The sequence below is a fragment of the Streptomyces sp. JNUCC 63 genome, assembly GCF_054366325.1.
In genome coordinates this window covers 5,814,615-5,833,722 of record NZ_CM135963.1, presented here as the reverse complement: position 1 = coordinate 5,833,722, position 19,108 = coordinate 5,814,615, and the positions used below count along the sequence as shown (strand labels likewise).

Below are 19,108 nucleotides of genomic sequence, written 5' to 3'. Positions count from 1 at the left end.
GGTTACCAGTGTGCCTGCTCCCTGAAGTCTTCGGAACAGGACACTAAGTCGACAAGTGGCGCCCGTTCAACGAACACGCCGAACCTCCCGTTTTTCTTTTCACCCTATGTGATCAGGCATAGCGCTGCCCAACCAGGGGGCCGACCTGCACGGATACCCGTCAACTCCCTGATGATGCCGGGGCGGTGGGAACCCTGACGTCGAAGTGCCGGGCCCCGGGCGCCGCTTTCATCAGCGCGGTGAGCGCGCGGGCCTTCAGGCGGCCGCTCTCGCCGCTCCCCCAGGCGACGGTGCGCCCGTCGCTCAACTCCAGCGAGATGTCGTCGTAGGTACGGACCTTGACGACCCTCGTCTCGCGTGCGACCGCGGCCGGAATCTGCCCGGCGACCGTGACCGCCTCGCGCACGAGCCGGCTCTCGCCGAACCGCCGCAGGCTCGCCGCCGCCGAGCTCGACCGGGAAAGCGACAATTCCAGGACGGGTACGCCTTTCGGCGCCTGGGAAACCGTGGCGAACCGGGCACCGTCACGGTCCACTTCGACGAATTTTCCGCCCTTTTCCTCCACCATGACCGGAGTGCGCTCGATCACTTTCAGTTCGATTCCGTCGGGCCATGAGCGCTCGACGTCAACCGAGTCGATTCGGGGCAACTCGCGGCGCAGTCGAGCCGCGACCGTGTCGGTGTCGACGGAAATCAACGGGCTTTCCAGCCGCACCTTCGCGGCGGCGCGCACCTCCTCCGGCGTCAGGACCCGTGTCCCGGAGACGGACACGCGCTTCACGTGCGTCCACTCGGAGCCGTACAGCATCCACAGCGAACCGGCGTTGAGGAGCAGCACGGCCAGCGAAAGAATGACGATCGTACGAGGGCGCATCCGTCCGAACCGGCGGATCCGAGGCGGGCCGGACGACTCCTGCTGGCGTTCACCGCGTTCGGCGGTGGTCGGTCCGGCCACGCTCTCAAGCCCTTTCGTGCATACGGTCCAGGTCCTAATGGCGCGAGGCGATCGCCTCGTACACCATGCCGACGAGCAGCTCGTCGGCGTCCCGACGGCCGAACTCGCCGGCGGCGCGGGACATCTGGTACAGCCGGTGCGGATCGGCGAGCACGGGCAGGACGTTCTGCTGCACCCACTCCGGGGTGAGTTCCGCGTCGTCGACCAGCAGCCCGCCGCCGGCCTTGACCACCGGCTGGGCGTTCAGCCGCTGTTCGCCGTTGCCGATGGGCAGCGGGACGTAGGCGGCCGGAAGTCCGACGGCGGAGAGTTCGGCGACGGTCATCGCACCGGCGCGGCAGAGCATCATGTCGGCCGCGGCGTACGCGAGGTCCATACGATCAAGGTAACTTACCGGGATGTAGGGGGGCATTCCCGGCATCTGCTGCACCTGCGGCAGTTCGTTCTTCGGTCCGACCGCGTGCAGGATCTGGATGCCCGCCTGCTGGAGCCGGGGCGCGGCCTGCTGGACGACCTCGTTGAGCCGGCGGGCGCCCTGCGAGCCGCCGGAGACCAGCAGCGTGGGCAGGTTCGGGTCGAGTCCGAACGCCGCGCGGGCCTCGGGGCGCACGGCCGCCCGGTCCAGGGTGGCGATGGCGCGGCGCAGCGGGATACCGATGTAACGGGCCCCCCGCAGCTTGCTGTCCGGGGTGGAGACGGCGACCTGGGCGGCGTAGCGCGAGCCGATCTTGTTGGCCAGGCCCGGGCGGGCGTTGGCCTCGTGGATGACGATGGGCACGCCGAGCCGCTTGGCGGCCAGGTAGCCGGGCAGGGCGACGTAGCCGCCGAAGCCGACCACGGCGTCGGCCTTGGTGCGCTCCAGGATCTGCTCGGCCGCCTTGATCGTGCCGCGCAGCCGGCCCGGGACGGTGATCAGCTCGGGGGTGGGCTTGCGCGGCAGCGGCACCGCCGGGATCAGCGCGAGCTCGTAGCCCCGCTCGGGCACGAGCCGGGTCTCCAGGCCGCGCTCCGTGCCCAGGGCCGTGATCCCCACGGTCGGGTCCTGCCTGCGCAGGGCGTCCGCGAGGGCGAGCGCGGGCTCGATGTGGCCCGCGGTACCTCCGCCGGCGAGTACGACATGCACCGAAATTCACCGCTCTCCGGACGAACGCGCCGCCGAGGCACGCCGTCGCATCGTGTTCCATCTCCGAGGCTCGCGACCGGATGCGCGGTCGTGTTTCCGGCCGGACGCCAAGCCTCCTGCCCGCTTTCTACCAAAGCGAGGTTGCCGCATGGCAAGCGCCGCCCGCGCAGCGGGCTCGTCACGCGCGAAGGCGATCAGCAGCCCGATGGCGAACATGGTCGGCAGCAGGGCGGAACCTCCGTAGGAGAACAGCGGGAGCGGGACGCCGGCGATCGGCAGCAGACCGAGCACCGCACCGATGTTGATCACCGCCTGTGCGGTGATCCAGGTGGTCACGCCTCCCGCGGCGTATCTCACGAAGGGGTCCTCCGTGCGTCCGGCCACGCGGATGCCCGCATAGCCTAGAGCCGCGAACAGGGCGAGCACGGACAACGTGCCCGCCAGGCCCAGCTCCTCACCGGTGACGGCGAAGATGAAGTCGGTGTGGGCTTCGGGGAGTTGCCCCCATTTCTCCACGCCGGCACCGAGCCCGGAACCGAACAGCCCGCCGGAGGCGAGGGCGTAGATGCCGTGCACCGCCTGCCAGCACTTGTCCGCGTCGGTGGAGCCGACGCAGGCGAACCGGACGAGCCGGTTGGGGCTGGTCTGGATCAGGGTGGCGCCGATCACGGCGGCGAACGACAGCACGCCCACGAACAGCCGGGTGGGCGCGCCCGCCAGCCACAGCAGGCCGAACAGGATCGCGGTGAGGATGATCGCCGTACCCATGTCGCCGCCCAGCATGATCAGGCCGAGCAGCATGAAGGCGACCGGGACGAGCGGCACCAGCATGTGCTTCCACTGGGTCAGCAGCCGCTTGTCCTGTTTGCGCGCGATCAGGTCGGCGCCCCACAGCACCAGTGCCAGCTTGCCGATCTCGCTGGGCTGGATCTGGAAGGAGCCGCCCAGCGAGATCCAGTTCTGGTTGCCGTTGACCGCCATCCCTATCCCCGGCACCTGCACCAGCGCCATCAGGAACACCGCGCCGGCCAGGATCGGGTAGGCCAGCGCCCGGTGCAGCTTGACCGGCATCCGGGCGGCGGCCAGCAGCAGCCCGGTGCCGATCACGGCGGCGAGCAGCTGCTTGCGGAAGAAGTACGAGCCCGGCAGCGCCTTCTGCAGCGCGGTGATCTGGGAGGCCGAGTAGACCATCACCAGACCCAGCACGGTGATCAGCAGACTGCCGCCGAGGATCAGGTAGTAGGCGGTGAGCGGCCGGTCCCAGGCCCTGCGCGCGTGGACGATCATGTTCCGCAGGGGGTTCTCGCGTGCCGGCCGGGCGGCGGCGGGCCGCTTGACGGTCCGCTGCACGGGCGGGCGGCCGGTGCGGCTGCCGGGGCTACCGGGCATCTGAGCCTCCGCTGTACGTCGGCCGCGCAAGTCCGGCTCGGCTCACGGGTCCCACGCCTCCCTCCCGAGGTCGCCCGGCAGCGCAGGCGGCCGGGGTCAGGCGCCGAGTCCGGACACGGCCTTCGCGAACGCCTCGCCGCGCCTGTTGTAGTTGGCGAACATGTCCATGGAGGCGCAGGCCGGGGCCAGCAGTACCGTGTCGCCGGGCCGTGCGAGCCGCCGCGCCTCCTGGACGGCCTGGAGCATCGCCCCAGTGTCGGTCCGGTCGAGGTCGACGACGGGTACTTCCGGGGCGTGTCGCGCGAGGGCGTCGCGGATCAGGGCGCGGTCGGCACCGATGAGGACGACGCCGCGCAGCCGCTTCGCCGCTCCCGTGACCAGTTCGTCGAAGGCCGCGCCCTTCGCCAGGCCGCCCGCGATCCATACGATCGACTCATATGCCGCCAACGAGGCCTCGGCGGCGTGGGTGTTGGTGGCCTTGGAGTCGTCGACGTAGGCCACGCCGTCCACGTCGGCCACGTGCGCGATGCGGTGGGCGTCGGGAGTGAAGGCCCGCAGGCCGTCCCGGACCGCCTTCGCCGGCACGCCGTAGGCGCGCGCGAGGGCCGCCGCGGCAAGGGCGTTGGCGATGTTGTGCGGGGCGGGCGGGTTGACGTCGGAGACCTCGGCGAGCTCCTGGGCGTTCTTCTGCCGGTTCTCGACGAAGGCGCGGTCGACCAGGATGCCGTCCACCACGCCGAGTTGGGAGGGGCCGGGCGTGCCGAGGGTGAAGCCGATGGCCCGGCAGCCCTCCTCGACGTCCGCCTCGCGCACCAGGTCCTCGGTGGCCTTGTCGGCGGCGTTGTAGACGCAGGCGACGCGATTGCCCTCGTAGACACGGCCCTTGTCGGCGGCGTAGGCCTCCATCGAGCCGTGCCAGTCGAGGTGGTCCGGGGCGAGGTTGAGGACGGCGGCGGAGTGGGCGCGCAGGGAGGGCGCCCAGTGCAGCTGGTAGCTGGAGAGTTCGACGGCGAGCACGTCGTACCGCTCCTCGCCGAGCACCGCGTCGAGGAGCGAGACGCCGATGTTGCCGACGGCCGCCGTGCGCAGGCCCGCCGCCTTCAGGATGGAGGCGAGCATCTGCACGGTCGTGGTCTTGCCGTTGGTGCCCGTCACCGCGAGCCAGGGGGCTGCTTCTCTGCCGTCCCGGCCGCGCAGTCGCCAGGCGAGTTCGACGTCGCCCCAGACGGGGACGCCGGCCCGCTCGGCGGCGCGGAACAGCGGCTTGTCCGGCTTCCAGCCGGGCGCGGTGACGATCAGCTCGGTGCCGTCGGGCAGGGTGTCCCCGTCACCGAGGCGCACGGCGACGCCCAGGGCCTCCAGCTCGGCGGCCTGCGCCCGGGCCCGCTCGTCGTCGCCGTCGTTGACGACGGTGACCTTCGCGCCGAGCCCGTGCAGGACCTTGGCCGCCGGGACCCCTGAGACGCCGAGTCCGGCGACGGTGACGTTCTTCCCCTGCCAGTCGGTCACTTGTCCGCTGCCCATCCCGCGTAGAAGATACCGAGTCCGACAATGACACAGATGCCCTGAATGATCCAGAAACGGACCACGACGAGCACTTCGGACCAGCCCTTGAGTTCGAAGTGGTGCTGGAGTGGCGCCATCCTGAAGACGCGCTTGCCGGTGAGCCGGAAGGAGCCGACCTGGATGACCACCGACATGGTGATGAGGACGAACAGGCCGCCCAGCAGCGCGAGCAGCAGCTCGGTGCGCGAGCAGATCGCCAGGCCCGCGAGCACACCGCCGAGCGCGAGCGAGCCGGTGTCGCCCATGAAGATCTTGGCGGGCGAGGTGTTCCACCACAGGAAGCCGAGGCAGGCGCCCATCAGCGCGGAGGACACGACCGCGAGGTCGAGCGGATCGCGCACCTCGTAACAGGCGCCCGGGTTGGTCAGGGTCATCGCGTTGGCGCAGGACTCCTGGTACTGCCAGACGCCGATGAACGTGTAGGCACCGAAGACGAGCACGGAGGCACCGGTGGCCAGACCGTCCAGACCGTCGGTGAGGTTCACGCCGTTCGACATCGCGAGGATCATGAACAGCGCCCAGACCACGAACAGCACCGGGCCGATCGTCCAGCCGAAGTCGGTGATGAACGACAGCTTGGTGGAGGCGGGGGTGTTGCCGCGGTTGTCCGCGAACTGCAGTGAGAGCACCGCGAAGGCGATGCCGACGATCAGCTGGCCGGCCATCTTCGCCTTGGCGCGCAGACCCAGCGAACGGCGCTTGACGATCTTGATGTAGTCGTCGAGGAAGCCGACCAGACCCATGCCGACCATCAGGCCCAGCACCAGCAGACCCGAGTAGGTCGGGGGCTTGCCCGTGATCACCTTCGACAGGAAGTACGCGGCGACCGTCGCCAGGATGAAGGCGATGCCGCCCATGGTCGGCGTACCGCGCTTGCTGGCGTGCTCGCGCGGGCCGTCGTCGCGGATGTACTGGCCGTAGCCCTTGCGGGCCAGGAGCTTGATCAGCAGCGGGGTGCCGATCAGGGTCAGGAAGAGGCCAATGACACCTGCGAACAGGATCTGCTTCATCATCGGGCGGCGACCTCACCCTCGGCACCGGTCTCGAGCAGCGCCTGGGCGACACCCTCCAGACCGACCGAACGGGACGCCTTCACGAGCACGACGTCCCCCGGGCGCAACTCGCTGCGCAACAGGTCGATCGCCGCCTGTGCGTCGGACACGTGCACCGACTCCTCACCCCACGAACCCTCGTTATATGCGCCCAGTTGCAGCCAGGACGCTTCCCTGCCCCCGACCGCGACGAGCTTGCTGACGTTGAGCCGGACGGCGAGCCGTCCGACCGCGTCGTGCTCGGCGAGCGCCTCGTCCCCGAGCTCGGCCATCTTGCCGAGCACCGCCCAGGTCCGCCGTCCCCGGCCCATCGCCACGAGCGCGCGCAGGGCGGCCCGCATGGACTCCGGGTTGGCGTTGTAGGCGTCGTTGACGACGGTCACGCCGTCCGGGCGCTCGGTGACCTCCATCCGCCAGCGGGAGAGGGAGCCCGCCTCGGAGAGCGCGGTGGCGATCTCTTCCGCGGACATGCCCAGCTCATGGGCGACGGCGGCCGCGGCGAGCGCGTTCGACACGTGGTGCTCACCGTACAGGCGCATGGTCACATCGCATGCACCGGAGGGTGTGTGAAGTCTGAAGGCGGGCTGTCCGCTGTCCGTGAGTCTCACGTTCTCGGCGCGTACGTCCGCTTCGCCGGACTCTCCGAAAAGGATCACCTTCGCCTTCGTACGGGAGGCCATGGCCCGTACCAAGGGGTCGTCGGCGTTGAGGATGGCGGCGCCGCCCTCCTCGGCGGGGGGCAGGCTCTCCACCAACTCGCCCTTCGCCCGGGCGATCTGCTCGCGACCGCCGAACTCGCCGATGTGGGCGCTGCCGACGTTGAGCACGACGCCCACCTTCGGCGGGGTCAGTTCGGTGAGGTAGCGGATGTGACCGATGCCGCGGGCGCCCATCTCCAGCACGAGGAATCTCGTCTCCTCGGTGGCGCTCAGCGCGGTCAGCGGCAGCCCGATCTCGTTGTTGAGCGAGCCGGGCGTGAACACGGTCGGCGCCTTGCGCCCGAGCACCTGGGCGATGAGGTCCTTGGTGCTGGTCTTGCCCGCGGAGCCGGTCAGCGCCACGAGGGTCGCGCCGAGCCGGCGTACGACATGGCGGGCGAGGGCGCCGAGGGCGGCCTGCACGTCCTCGACCACGATCGCGGGCACGCCGACGGGCCGGGACGCCAGTACGGCGGCCGCGCCCGCCTCCACGACGGCGGCGGCGAAGTCGTGGCCGTCCACGCGCTCGCCGACGAAGGCGACGAAGAGGCTGCCGGGCACCGCCTCGCGGGAGTCCCGGACGACGGGTCCGGTGACCTTCACGGACGGATCCGGTATGTCGTGCGTCTGCCCGCCGACGACTTCTGCGATCTCGGCGAGGGAGAGGGCGATCACAAGTTCATCCCCTGGTCTTCTGGATTTTCATCCCCGGGCCTTCGGGATTCTCGTCCCCGGGTCGTGGCGGATGTTCATCCCTGGTGGTTCTGGATGGCTTCGCGAAGCACCTGGCGGTCGTCGAAGGGACGGACCACTCCGGCGATGTCCTGGCCCTGCTCGTGGCCCTTGCCGGCGACCAGCACGGTGTCGCCGGGCCGGGCCCGGCCGACGGCGGCGGCGATGGCGGCGGCCCGGTCCTCGAACAGGAGCACCTCGCCGCGCTCGTGCGCGGGCACCGAGGCGGCGCCCTCGAGCATAGTGGCGAGGATGGCGAGAGGGTCCTCGGAGCGGGGGTTGTCGGAGGTCAGTACGGTGGTGTCGGCGAGCCGGGCCGCGGCGGCGCCCATCGGCGCGCGCTTGGTCCGGTCGCGGTCCCCGCCGCAGCCGAGCACGAGGTGCAGCCGGCCCCTGGTGACCTTGCGCAGGGCTCTGAGGACCGACTCGACGGCGTCCGTCTTGTGCGCGTAGTCGACGACCGCGAGGTACGGCTGACCGGCGTCCACGCGCTCCAGGCGGCCCGGCACGCCCGGTACGGCGGCGATGCCGTCGGCGGCGGCCTGTGGGTCGAGGCCCGCGGCGGCCAGCGCCACGACGGCGGCGAGGGTGTTGGCCACGTTGAACGGGCCCGGCAGCGGCGAGCGGGCGGCGATCCGCCGGCCCTCGGGGCCGATCACGGTGAACGTGGAGTCGACCGGGCCGACCTGGACGTCCTCGGCGCGCCAGTCGGCGTCCGGGTGGCCCTCGGCCGAGAAGGTGACGACCGGGACGGTGGCCTCCTTGACGAGCCGGCGCCCGTACTCGTCGTCGTGGTTGATCACGCCGAGCCGGCTGCGCTCGGGTGTGAACAGCTGTGCCTTGGCCCGGAAGTAGTCCTCCATGTCGGAGTGGAACTCCATGTGCTCCGGGCTGAGGTTGGTGAAGACGCCGATGTCGAAGACGCAGCCGTCGACCCGGCCGAGCACCAGGGCGTGGCTGGAGACCTCCATGGCGACCGCCTCGACGCCGCGCTCGCGCATGACCGCGAACAGGGCCTGGAGGTCGGTGGCTTCGGGGGTGGTGCGCTCGGACTTGATGCGCTCCTCACCGATGCGCGTCTCGACCGTGCCGATCAGTCCGGTGGACTTCACGGTCTTCAGGCCGCCCTCGACGAGGTAGGCGGTGGTGGTCTTGCCGGAGGTGCCGGTGATGCCGATCTGGAGCAGGTCGCGGCCCGGCCGGCCGTAGATCGTGGCCGCCAGCTCGCCCATCCGCCCGCGCGGGTCGTCCACGACCAGGACCGGCAGGCCGGTCGCGGCGGCGCGCTCGGCGCCGAACGGGTCGGTGAGCACGGCGGCCGCGCCCAGGCTCGCCGCCTGGGTGACGAAGTCGGCGCCGTGCGCGCGGGCGCCGGGCAGGGCGGCGTACAGGTCACCGGGGCGCACGGCGCGCGAGTCATGGGTGATGCCCGTGACCTCGGCCGCGCCGTCCGGGGCGGTGACCTCCAGCTGGCCGGCGAGCTCCGCGAGGGGTGTGGCGGAGACCCGGGCCGGTCGCGGCGGTCCCGGGTACGTCACGGAAGCGCCCGTCTCGGTGGTCTGGGACTGATCAGCGTGTGGCACGGCCGTGAGCGTACCCGGCATACCTGCTTCGGAGCGAAGTGAGGGCCGGGGCGGGGGGCTGTTGCCGGGGCCGGGAGTGATCGTTGTCACGGGCTGGTTCCTGGTTGTTCCGTTCGGGTGATGCCGGGCGTGAAAGGTGCGTGTGGAGGGTGTGCGGGAGCGGTGGGCGCCGGTCACGGGTTGAAGGCGACGGGCAGGCTCGCGGGCTTGGCCCCGGTCGGCGGTACCTGGAGTGTCTTCAGCGCGAACCCCATGACCTGCTTGTAGACCGGGCCGCAGATCTGGCCGCCGAAGTAGCTGCCCTTGGTGGCGTTCTGGATCGCGCAGTAGACGGTGACACGGGGGTTGTCGGCGGGGGCGAACCCGGCGAAGGAGGACGTGTAGCCGCGGTATCTGCCGGTGGCCGGATCCACGCGGTTGGCCGTACCGGTCTTGCCCGCGACGCGGTAGCCGGGGATGCGCGCCTTGACGCCGGTGCCCTGCTCGTCGTCCACCACGGACTCCAGCATCTGTGCGAGTTCCTTGGCCGTCTTCTCGCTCACGACCCGCGTCTTCGCGGGCTCGGGGGCCGGCGTGAAGCGGCCGTCGGCGCCCTTGGTGCCGCGCACCAGGGTCGGCTGGATGCGGACCCCGCCGTTGGCGATGGTCGAGTAGACGGACGCGGCCTGCAGGGCGTTGATGGAGACGCCCTGGCCGAAAGGGATCGTGTACTGCTGCGAGGTGGACCACTTGTCGGCCGGGGCGAGGATGCCCTTGGTCTCGCCGGGGAAGCCGAGACCGGTCGGTTCGCCGATGCCGAACTTGCGCAGGTAGGAGTGGAGGACCTTGTTGGCCTCCTGCTGGGTCTTCCCGAGCTGGCCGGTGGCCAGGATGGTGCCGATGTTGCTGGACTTGGCGAGCACGCCGTTCAGCGTGAGGTACCAGGTCTCGTGGTCGATGTCGTCCTGGAAGAGCCGGTCGCCGCGGTGCAGCCGGTTGGGTACGACGACGTGGGTGAGCGGTGTGGCCGCGTTCTCCTCCAGTACGGCGGCCATGGACATGACCTTGGCGGTGGAGCCGGGCTCGAAGGCGTCCTGGACGGCGGCGTTGCCGAGGGCGGCGGGGTCGGCGTGGGACAGGTCGCCCGGGTCGAAGCCGGGGGAATTGGCCATGGCGAGGATCTCGCCGGTGCGGGTGTCCTGCACGATGACGTAGCCGCGGTCCGCCCCGGACTTCTCCACCTGCTCGGTGATGGCGTTCTGGGCGGCCCACTGGATGTCGCGGTCGATGGTGAGCTCCACGTCGGAGCCGGGCACCGCGGGCGTCTCGGTGGAGCCGACGGTGGGCACCTCGCGGCCGCCGGACTGGGCGTAACGGATCTTGCCCGGCTTGCCGGCCAGCTGCTCGTTCAGCTGCTGCTCGAGACCGCCGCCGCCCTTGCCCTCGGCGTTGACCCAGCCCAGTATCCCGGCGGCGAGGTCGCCGTTGGGATACACGCGCTTGCTGCTGGGGTCGGAGAAGACACCGGCCAGGACATTGACGGTGGTCTTGGTCCTGTCCGCCTGCGCCTTCTTCGCGAGCGCGGTCTTCAGGTCCTTGATCTGCTTCCAGACCTGGGGGGTCTGGCGGCGGGCGAGCAGCACGTACCGGGTGTTCGGGGTACGGAGCTTCTTGGCGATCACGGCCTGGTCCTGGCCGAGGATCGGGGCGAGGAGGGCGGCCGCCTGCTCGGGCCCGTCGCCGATCCTCAGCTGATCCCGGGTGAACATCGTGGGGTCGGCGGTGATGTCGTCGGCGTCCACACTGGCCGCCAGCGCGACCCCGTTGCGGTCGGTGATACCGCCCCGCTCGGCGGCCAGCGTGTGCACGACGTACCGGTTCTCGTCGGCCTTGGCGGCATACGCGCTCGCGTCGACGGCCTGCACCTGCAGCAGCCGCACGGCGAAGACGAGCAGCACCAGAGCCAGCGCGAACCCGACCAGCCGCAACCGCGGCCGAGGACTGCCGAGCCGGATCCGCCCGGCCGCCGGCCGCCGAACCGCCCGACCACCGCCCCCGGCCCGCTGCCGACCACCCGCCCGGACGGCCCCAGCGGGCCCGGGCACACGACGCCGCGGAGTCTGCCTGTCGGACACTTCCGTCACCTGCCGGGGGTCGGGGACGCGGAGGGCTGGGGCGTGGTCGCGGTGGTGGGCGGTGTGGTTTCCGTGGGTGTGCCGGGCGTGGGGTACGGCTCGGTCGTGAGGAGCTCGGGCGGGCGCAGCACTGCCGGTACGTCGGCGTAGGGGGATTGTTCGGGGGCGGGTGAGGGGGCGCCCTTGACCGTGCCGCCGGGGGCCAGGAAGGCGGGGTCGCCGCCGGGGACCATGCCGAGTTCTCGGGCGCGGCGCTGGAGGGCGTCCGGGGCGGAGTAGGCGTCGATGTCCCGCTGCAGGGCCTGTTCCTCGTCGGTGAGGTTCTTGGTGTCCTTCTGCAGGTCCTCCCGCTGGAACGCGCCTTCGCTGAGCGCGGAGTTCAGCATCAGCAGCCCGATGAGGCCCCCGCCGAGCAGGAGCACGACGAGGAGGACGAAGGGCATGCGGGCGGCCTGGCTGCGGTTCGCCGGGAGGAGCCGGGCGAGCCGGGCGGCACGCCCTCTCAGTTCGGGTTTCCTGCTCAACTGTCCCCCTGCCTCACTCGACGTCCTCCCTGATGCGCTCGGCGCCGCGCAGCCGGGCCGGTGCCGCCCGCCGGTTCTCGGCGATCTCCTCCTCGGTGGGAAGTTCGGCACCGCGCGTGAGCAGCTTGAGCCGGGGCTGGTAGCGCTCGGGCACGACCGGGAGCCCGGGAGGCGCACTCGACGCGGCGCCGGCCGCCAACACCTGCTTGACCAGACGGTCTTCGAGCGAGTGGTACGACAGTACGGCGATCCGACCGCCGACCTCGAGTGTCTTCACCGCGGCCGGGATCGCCCGTTCCAGGACGGCGAGTTCGCCGTTGACCTCGATGCGCAGCGCCTGGAACGTGCGCTTGGCCGGGTTGCCGCCGGTGCGCCTGGCGGCCTGCGGCAGCGCGTCACGGATGAGCTCCACCAGCCGGGCACTGTTGGTGAACGGCTCCTTCTCACGCTCGCGCACGATCGCGGCCACGATCCGCTTGGCCTGCTTCTCCTCGCCGTACGCCCGAAGAATGCGGACCAGTTCACCGGCCGGGTAGGTGTTGAGGACCTCGGCGGCGCTGATGCCGGCGCTCTGGTCCATGCGCATGTCCAGGGGCGCGTCCTGGGCGTAGGCGAAGCCGCGTCCGGCCTCGTCGAGTTGCATGGAGGAGACCCCGAGGTCGAACAGGACGCCCTGCACACGCGCGATGCCCAGCCGGTCGAGCACGCCGGGCAGCTCGTCGTAGACGGCGTGCACCAGGGTGGCCCGCTCACCGAAGGGGGCCAGCCGCTCGCCGGACAGCCGCAGCGCCTCCTTGTCCCGGTCCAGGGCCACGAGCCGTACACCGGGAAAGCGGGTGAGCAGTGCCTCGCTGTGCCCGCCGAGGCCGAGGGTGCAGTCGACGACCACCGCTCCCGGCCCCTGAAGGGCGGGCGCCAGCAGGTCCAGGCACCGCTGGAGCATCACGGGGACATGTCGGCTGTCGCTCAAGGGGCCCTCTCAGGTCCGGCGCGTCCCGCACGCACCGCCGGGTCCCCCGCCGCTCAGATACGAGAAGCCTGCCGGCGCCGGAAGCGTCGGCCGGCCGGAAGCGGGAGGAGGCCGAGCCGTACGTACGCGCCGCGCACGTGTCGGGCCGCCGGTGCTCAGGCCGGGGCCTTGGGAAATGCAGTCCAGCAGGGAGGGCCACGCCTCCCGCTTCGCGTCACTTTAGTCCACCCTGTCTCGCGGTCAATCAACCGGCCTGCGCGTCGCCCGACGGAGTGCCCGTGACACCCGAATTCGAAAAGATTCACCCGTACGGATACTGTTTGCCATCTGTGTGGGGTCGCTCACAACAAGCCACGATGGGGTTCTTTGTCCACTCTCATAACAGGACCGGAGCGGGCACGGCCAGTAACGTCATGAGTATGACGACATCCGCATCGATTCCCCCCGGATCCGAGGACGCCATAACGGCAGAAACGGTCACCGACCGCCTCACGGAGGCCAACCAGCGCTATGCCGCCGCGTTCGCCGACCCGGGGATGGACGCCCGGCCCGTGCTGCGCGTCGCGGTCGTGGCCTGCATGGACGCCCGACTCGACCTGCACGCCGCGCTCGGCCTGGAGCTCGGCGACTGCCACACCATCCGCAACGCGGGCGGCGTGGTCACCGACGACGTCATCCGCTCGCTGACCATCAGCCAGCGCGCCCTCGGCACCCGCAGCGTCGTGCTCATCCACCACACCAACTGTGGCCTGGAATCAATCACCGAGGAATTCCGGCACGACCTGGAGATGGAGGTCGGGCAGCGTCCGGCCTGGGCCGTGGAGGCCTTCCGGGACGTCGACCAGGACGTACGGCAGTCGATGCAGCGCGTGCGCACCTCGCCGTTCCTGCTGCACACCGACGACGTGCGCGGCTTCGTCTTCGACGTCAGGACGGGCCTGCTGCGCGAGATCGACCCCGCCTGAACACCACCGCGCGCGCCGGCGATCCGGTACGCGTCATGCCGCCGTCACCAACGAAAGGCCGTAAGACCCGACATATCGCGGCCAGTTGTCCACAGGCGAGTGACACGAATCGGTAACGGCGGCAAGAATGCGGGGTGTGGCCGCACGCGGAACCTTGCAGGACCTTTCCGTGTGACGGCCGTGATTCGGGGTGGGCCGGACCGCACAGCAGAGCGTCGGCCCGGAAAGTTGGGGTATCCCCTGCTCGGCAGAGGGCTTGGGGAAGGGCCGAGGAGGGCCGGGTGACGACCTATGACGAGCGAGCGAGCCTCACTGATCTGACCTCCACCGTGGAGCGGATCCGCAGTTCGGTGGAAGGAGTGATCGAGGGCAAGCCCGAGGTCGTACGGCTTTCGCTGACCGTACTGCTCGCCGAGGGGCATCTTCTGATCGAGGACGTCCCCGGGGTGGGCAAGACGATGCTCGCCAAGGCGCTGGCACGGTCCATCGACTGTTCGGTGCGGCGCATCCAGTTCACGCCCGACCTGCTGCCGTCGGACATCACCGGCGTGTCCATCTGGGACCAGCAGCGCCGGGACTTCGAGTTCAAGCCGGGCGCCATCTTCGCGCAGATCGTGATCGGCGACGAGATCAACCGCGCCTCGCCCAAGACCCAGTCGGCGCTGCTGGAGTCCATGGAGGAGCGTCAGGTCACCATCGACGGGCAGACCTACGAACTGCCCACCCCGTTCATGGTGGTGGCCACGCAGAACCCGGTCGAGATGGAGGGCACCTACCCACTGCCCGAGGCTCAGCGCGACCGCTTCATGGCCCGGGTGTCCATCGGTTACCCGAGCCCGGACGCCGAGTTGCAGATGCTGGACGTGCACGGCGGGGTGAACCCCCTGGACGACCTCCAGCCGGTCGCGCACGCGCACGAGATCGTCAAGCTGATCGAGGCGGTGCGCGGCGTGCACGTCGCCGAGACGGTGCGGCGGTACGCGGTGGACCTGGTCGCCGCCACCCGCACCCACCCGGACCTCAGACTCGGCGCCTCGCCGCGCGCGACGCTGCACCTGCTGCGCGCGGCGAAGGCGTCCGCCGCCCTGAGCGGCCGGGAGTACGCGCTGCCGGACGACGTCCAGGCGCTCGCCGCGGCCGTCCTGGCCCACCGGCTGCTGCCCACCGCCCAGGCCCAGCTCAACCGCCGCACCTCCGAACAGGTCGTCCAGGAGATCCTGCAGAACACCCCGGTGCCCGCCGGACCCCAGCAGTCCGGCGGCTTCGGCCTGGGCCACGGCACGCCGGCGTACGGCCGGCAGACGCCGCGGAGGCTGTGATGACCCACGCGGGGGCCGCGCACGCGGAGGACGACCAGAGGGAGCGGGGCGGCGTGCGCACCGCGCTGGCCGGCCTGACCACCCGAGGGCGCTCCTTCCTGGCAGCCGGGGTCGCCGCCGCCCTGTGCGCCTACGTCCTCGGCCAGCCCGACCTGCTGCGGGTCGGCCTGCTGCTCGCCGTCCTGCCGCTGGTCTGCGCGACCGTGCTCTACCGCACGCGCTACCGGGTGGCCGGCAGCCGCCGGCTCTCCCCCGCGCGCGTGCCCGCCGGCAGCGAGGCCCGCGTGCACCTGCGCATGGACAACGTCTCCCGGCTGCCCACGGGTCTGCTGATGCTCCAGGACCGGGTGCCGTACGTGCTCGGGCCGCGGCCCCGCTTCGTGCTCGACCGGGTAGAGCCGGGCGGGCGCCGCGAGGTGTCCTACCGGGTCCGCTCCGACCTGCGGGGCCGCTATCCGCTGGGCCCGCTGCAGCTGCGCCTGACCGACCCGTTCGGGATGTGCGAACTGACCCGGTCCTTCTCGACGTACGACACCCTCACCGTCGTGCCGCGCGTGGAGCCGCTGGCGCCGGTGCGGCTGACCGGCGAGGCCAAGGGGTACGGCGACGGGCGGCAGCGCTCGCTGGCGCTGGCCGGCGAGGACGACGTCATCCCACGCGGGTACCGCTACGGCGACGACCTGCGCCGCGTGCACTGGCGCTCCACCGCTCGCTACGGCGAGCTGATGGTGCGCCGCGAGGAGCAGCCGCAGCGCGCCCGCTGCACGGTGCTGCTCGACACCCGGGAACTCGCCCACCGGGGCGCCGGCCCCGACTCGGCCTTCGAGTGGGCGGTGTCCGGCGCGGCCTCCGTCCTGGTGCACATGCTGGAGCGGGGTTTCTCGGTCCGGCTGCTGACCGACACCGGCAGTTCCGTGCCCGGCGAGGCCTCCGACGGTTTCGCGGGCACCGGCCAGGAGTCGGCGGACGCGGCCGGACTGATGATGGACACCCTCGCCGTGGTCGACCACTCGGACGGGGCGGGCCTGTCCCGCGCCTACGACGTGCTGCGCCGCGGCAAGGAGGGGCTGCTGGTCGCCTTCCTCGGCGACCTGGACGAGGCCCAGGCCGCGGTGGCCGCCAGGATGTGCCGGCGCAGCGGCGCGGCGGTCGCCTTCGTCCTGTCCAGCCACACCTGGTCACGCGAACCGACCGACGCCCCCGCCCCGGCCGACCCCACCGAGGAACGCCTGCGCCTCCTGCGCGAGGCCGGCTGGACGGCCATCGGCGTGCCCCGGGGCGCGGCACTGGACGAGGTATGGCGCCGGGCGGACCACGACCGCACGACCATCGGCACGACGAGCGGCACGGGCCTGGGCGAGGGATGGTCATGAACGCCACGAGGGCCCGGCCCGTCCTGGGCGAATGGCGTGACCGGCCCGGCGGCCACCCACGAGGAAGAAACGCCCCGCACGAGGGCCGTGAGCGACACCACGAACCGGGCAGGCGGCCGGCGGACACGGGCCCGCGCGACACAACCGACCGGGCCGTCCCGCACGCACGCCCCACGCGAGGCCACGAACCGGGCAGGCGGCCGGCAGGGGCGGAGCGGGGCGTCCCGGGCGAGTGGTGTGGGCGGCTCGGCAGGGGGCCGGTGGGCGTGAGCTGTACGGGGGAGCGGGAGGGGTGGGTATGAGCGGGCGGGCGCGGTTGGCGTTGTGTGCCGCGGCGGCCACGTTGATGGCGGCGTGCGCGCTGCTGCCGCTGGTTTCGCCCGCGACGTGGATCGTGCAGGTCGCGCTGATGCTGGCGGTGCAGTCGGGCGTCGGCGCGGTGGCCCGGCGGGTACCGCTGGCGCGGCCGCTGACCGTGGCGGCGCAGGCCCTGGTCACGCTGATGCTGCTGACCCTGGTCTTCGCCCGGGTGCAGGCCTTCGCCGGGCTGGTCCCCGGCCCGGAGGCCTTCCGTCACCTGGCGGAGCTGCTGCGGCAGGGCGCGGACGACGTCGGCCGGTATGCCATCCCGGCGCCGCTGACCGACGGCATCCGGCTGATGCTCGTCGGCGGCGTGCTGCTGATCGGGCTGATCGTGGACACCCTCGCGGTGACGTTCCGCAGCGCGGCCCCCGCGGGCCTGCCGCTGCTCGCCCTGTACTCCGTGGCCGCGGGCCTGTCCGAGGGCGGCGCCGACTGGCTGTGGTTCCTGGTCGCCGCCGCCGGCTATCTGATGCTGCTGCTGGCCGAGGGCCGGGACCGGCTCTCGCAGTGGGGGCGGGTGTTCGCCGGGGCGCCGCGCCCGGGGGGCGGAGAAGCCGGCGCGGTCGCGCCGGTGCGCACCGGGCGCCGGATCGGCGCGCTCGCCCTGGGCATCGCCCTGGTCGTGCCGCTCGCCCTGCCGTCCATGCGGGGCGGACTGCTGGACGCCACCGGCACCGGAGTCGGCGGGCGAGGCGGCAACGGCGGCACGATCTCTGCGGTGAATCCGCTGGTGTCGCTGCGCGACAGCCTGAACGTCGACGAGGACCGCACGGCCATGAGCCTGCGCACGGACACGTCCGACACCTCGAACCTGTACTTGCGGATCGTGTCCCTGGACGACTTCGACGGCACCACTTGGAAGCCGTCCCAGCGGCACATCGTCGGCGTGCCCGACCAGTTCCCCGCCCCGACCGGCCTGGACGGCGACGTCAAGCGCAGGGAGATCACCACGACCATCGCGGCGGCCGACTGGTACGCCCAGGACTGGCTGCCGATGCCGTATCCGCCGAGCGGCGTGCGCATCAAGGGCAGTTGGCGCTACGAACCCGTGGGAATGACCCTCGTCGGCGACCACGGGCAGAACACCCGCGGACTGACCTACCAGGTGAAGAGCCTTCAGGTGCAGCCGACGGCGGAGCAGCTCGCGACCGCGCCGGACCCGTCGCCGTCCCTGAAGCGCGAGTACACCAAGGTGCCCAAGTCGCTGCCGGCGGATGTCGCGAGGACCGCGCGCCGGATCACCGAGGGCGCGTCGAACCACTACGAGCAGGCGGTCAAGCTGCAGGACTGGTTCGCCGTCGACGGCGGCTTCCAGTACGACACCCAGGTCGACACGGGCAGCGGGCCGCAGGCCATCTCGCGGTTCCTGAAGGACAAGCAGGGCTTCTGCGTGCACTTCTCCTTCGCGATGGCGGCGATGGCCCGCACGCTGGGCATACCGGCCCGGGTCGCGGTGGGCTTCGCGCCCGGCACCCCGCAGGGCGACGGCACGGTGGCGGTGGGTCTGAAGGACGCGCACGCCTGGCCCGAGCTGTACTTCGAGGGCGTCGGCTGGGCCCGGTTCGAGCCGACGCCGACGCGCGGTACCGTGCCGTCGTACACCCAGCCGGAGACGCCGGGCACCAGCCTGCCGGAACCCGCGGTGCCGTCCCAGGACGCGAGCACGGCGCCCTCCGCCGCGCCCTCGGCGAACCAGAGCTGCCCGCCGGAGCTGAGGCGGCTGCAGGAGTGCGGGGGCCCGTCCGCGCAGGCCGTGCTGCCCTCCGACGGCGGCGGTCCGAAGTGGTACGCGGTCCTGGGGTGGGCGCTCGGCGGCCTGGTGGTCGTCGCCCTGCCGCTGTCACCGCTGCTGTGGCGCAGGCGGATGCGCTCCGTCCGGCTGGGCGCGCACGGGCGCGGCGAGGCGGACGCGGCGCCGCACATCCTGGGGGTCTGGCAGGAACTGACGGATACAGCCTGGGATTTCGGGATCCCGCCGGACGAGTCGCAGACTCCGCGCAAGGCCGCCGCCCGGATCGTGCGCCTCGGGCACCTCGACCCGGCGGCCGCGGCCTCGGTGCACCGTCTGGCGGACGCCGTGGAGCAGGTCCTGTACGCGCCGAGCCCGCGCCCGGTGGCGGGGCTCGCCGAGGACGTCCGTCAGGTCACCGGGGCCTTGCGGGGCACGGTGTCCCGCGGCACCCGACTGCGGGCCGCGCTCGCTCCCCGCTCGACCGCGCGCCTGGCCTGGTCGGCCTCGGCCCGGTGGACCGCCTTCCGCTCCCGCCTCGCCGCCGCCCGGCCGACCCTGCGCGGGCCGTCGGGGCAGCGGGGCTGAGACGGCCGGGGCGGCGCCGGAGGGGTTCTCCGGGCGTGCGTGAGGGGGTGACCACCGTCGGTGGT

General features: G+C 71.8%; 14 protein-coding genes. 4 read left to right on the top strand and 10 right to left on the bottom strand.

The window, feature by feature from the left end:
* Positions 1-160 precede the first annotated feature (160 nt).
* The 10 genes from ACX25U_RS26790 to rsmH form a co-directional block, all read right to left on the bottom strand.
* Entirely contained in the window at positions 161-955 is a 795-nt protein-coding gene (locus ACX25U_RS26790) for a cell division protein FtsQ/DivIB (protein ID WP_454383711.1), read from the bottom strand.
* 34 nt (positions 956-989) lie between these two features.
* On the bottom strand, positions 990-2,078 hold the full coding sequence (murG, locus tag ACX25U_RS26785) for an undecaprenyldiphospho-muramoylpentapeptide beta-N-acetylglucosaminyltransferase (protein ID WP_454383709.1): 1,089 nt from the start codon (positions 2,076-2,078) through the stop codon (positions 990-992).
* Between the two features lie 6 nt (positions 2,079-2,084).
* The gene (gene ftsW / locus ACX25U_RS26780; RefSeq protein ID WP_454383707.1) at positions 2,085-3,467 is read right to left on the bottom strand and encodes a putative lipid II flippase FtsW; all 1,383 of its coding nucleotides are present in this window, start codon (positions 3,465-3,467) and stop codon (positions 2,085-2,087) included.
* 96 nt (positions 3,468-3,563) lie between these two features.
* On the bottom strand, positions 3,564-4,991 hold the full coding sequence (murD, locus tag ACX25U_RS26775) for a UDP-N-acetylmuramoyl-L-alanine--D-glutamate ligase (protein WP_454383705.1): 1,428 nt from the start codon (positions 4,989-4,991) through the stop codon (positions 3,564-3,566).
* Positions 4,973-6,043, bottom strand: coding sequence for a phospho-N-acetylmuramoyl-pentapeptide-transferase (gene mraY, locus ACX25U_RS26770; protein ID WP_454394523.1), 1,071 nt, complete (start codon positions 6,041-6,043; stop codon positions 4,973-4,975). Before mraY ends, murD begins: the two co-directional genes overlap by 19 nt.
* The gene (locus ACX25U_RS26765; protein ID WP_454383704.1) at positions 6,043-7,458 is read right to left on the bottom strand and encodes a UDP-N-acetylmuramoyl-tripeptide--D-alanyl-D-alanine ligase; all 1,416 of its coding nucleotides are present in this window, start codon (positions 7,456-7,458) and stop codon (positions 6,043-6,045) included. The genes mraY and ACX25U_RS26765 overlap by 1 nt, the downstream gene beginning before the upstream one ends.
* A gap of 74 nt (positions 7,459-7,532) precedes the next feature.
* Positions 7,533-9,188, bottom strand: a complete 1,656-nt coding sequence (locus ACX25U_RS26760; RefSeq protein WP_454383702.1) for a UDP-N-acetylmuramoyl-L-alanyl-D-glutamate--2,6-diaminopimelate ligase — start codon at positions 9,186-9,188, stop codon at positions 7,533-7,535.
* Positions 9,189-9,271: 83 nt separating this feature from the next.
* Positions 9,272-11,212 carry a peptidoglycan D,D-transpeptidase FtsI family protein gene (locus tag ACX25U_RS26755; protein WP_454383700.1) on the bottom strand — a complete coding sequence of 647 codons (1,941 nt, stop codon included), beginning with the start codon at positions 11,210-11,212 and terminating at the stop codon, positions 9,272-9,274.
* A gap of 5 nt (positions 11,213-11,217) precedes the next feature.
* Complete coding sequence (locus ACX25U_RS26750) at positions 11,218-11,736, bottom strand: septum formation initiator family protein (protein ID WP_454383698.1); 519 nt, start codon at positions 11,734-11,736, stop codon at positions 11,218-11,220.
* Positions 11,737-11,749: 13 nt separating this feature from the next.
* Entirely contained in the window at positions 11,750-12,706 is a 957-nt protein-coding gene (gene rsmH, locus ACX25U_RS26745) for a 16S rRNA (cytosine(1402)-N(4))-methyltransferase RsmH (protein ID WP_454383697.1), read from the bottom strand.
* A 419-nt stretch (positions 12,707-13,125) separates the two neighbouring features.
* Here rsmH and ACX25U_RS26740 point away from each other — a divergent pair, with 419 nt between their 5' ends.
* From ACX25U_RS26740 to ACX25U_RS26725, 4 genes are all read left to right on the top strand, one after another.
* Entirely contained in the window at positions 13,126-13,671 is a 546-nt protein-coding gene (locus ACX25U_RS26740; RefSeq protein ID WP_454383695.1) for a beta-class carbonic anhydrase, read from the top strand.
* A gap of 281 nt (positions 13,672-13,952) precedes the next feature.
* Positions 13,953-14,990 carry an AAA family ATPase gene (locus ACX25U_RS26735; RefSeq protein ID WP_454383694.1) on the top strand — a complete coding sequence of 346 codons (1,038 nt, stop codon included), beginning with the start codon at positions 13,953-13,955 and terminating at the stop codon, positions 14,988-14,990.
* A complete protein-coding gene (locus ACX25U_RS26730; RefSeq protein ID WP_454383693.1) occupies positions 14,990-16,363 on the top strand; it encodes a DUF58 domain-containing protein in 1,374 nt (457 codons plus the stop codon). Before ACX25U_RS26735 ends, ACX25U_RS26730 begins: the two co-directional genes overlap by 1 nt.
* Before the next feature lie 298 nt (positions 16,364-16,661).
* The gene (locus tag ACX25U_RS26725; protein WP_454383692.1) at positions 16,662-19,043 is read left to right on the top strand and encodes a transglutaminase TgpA family protein; all 2,382 of its coding nucleotides are present in this window, start codon (positions 16,662-16,664) and stop codon (positions 19,041-19,043) included.
* The last annotated feature ends 65 nt before the right edge of the window (positions 19,044-19,108 follow it).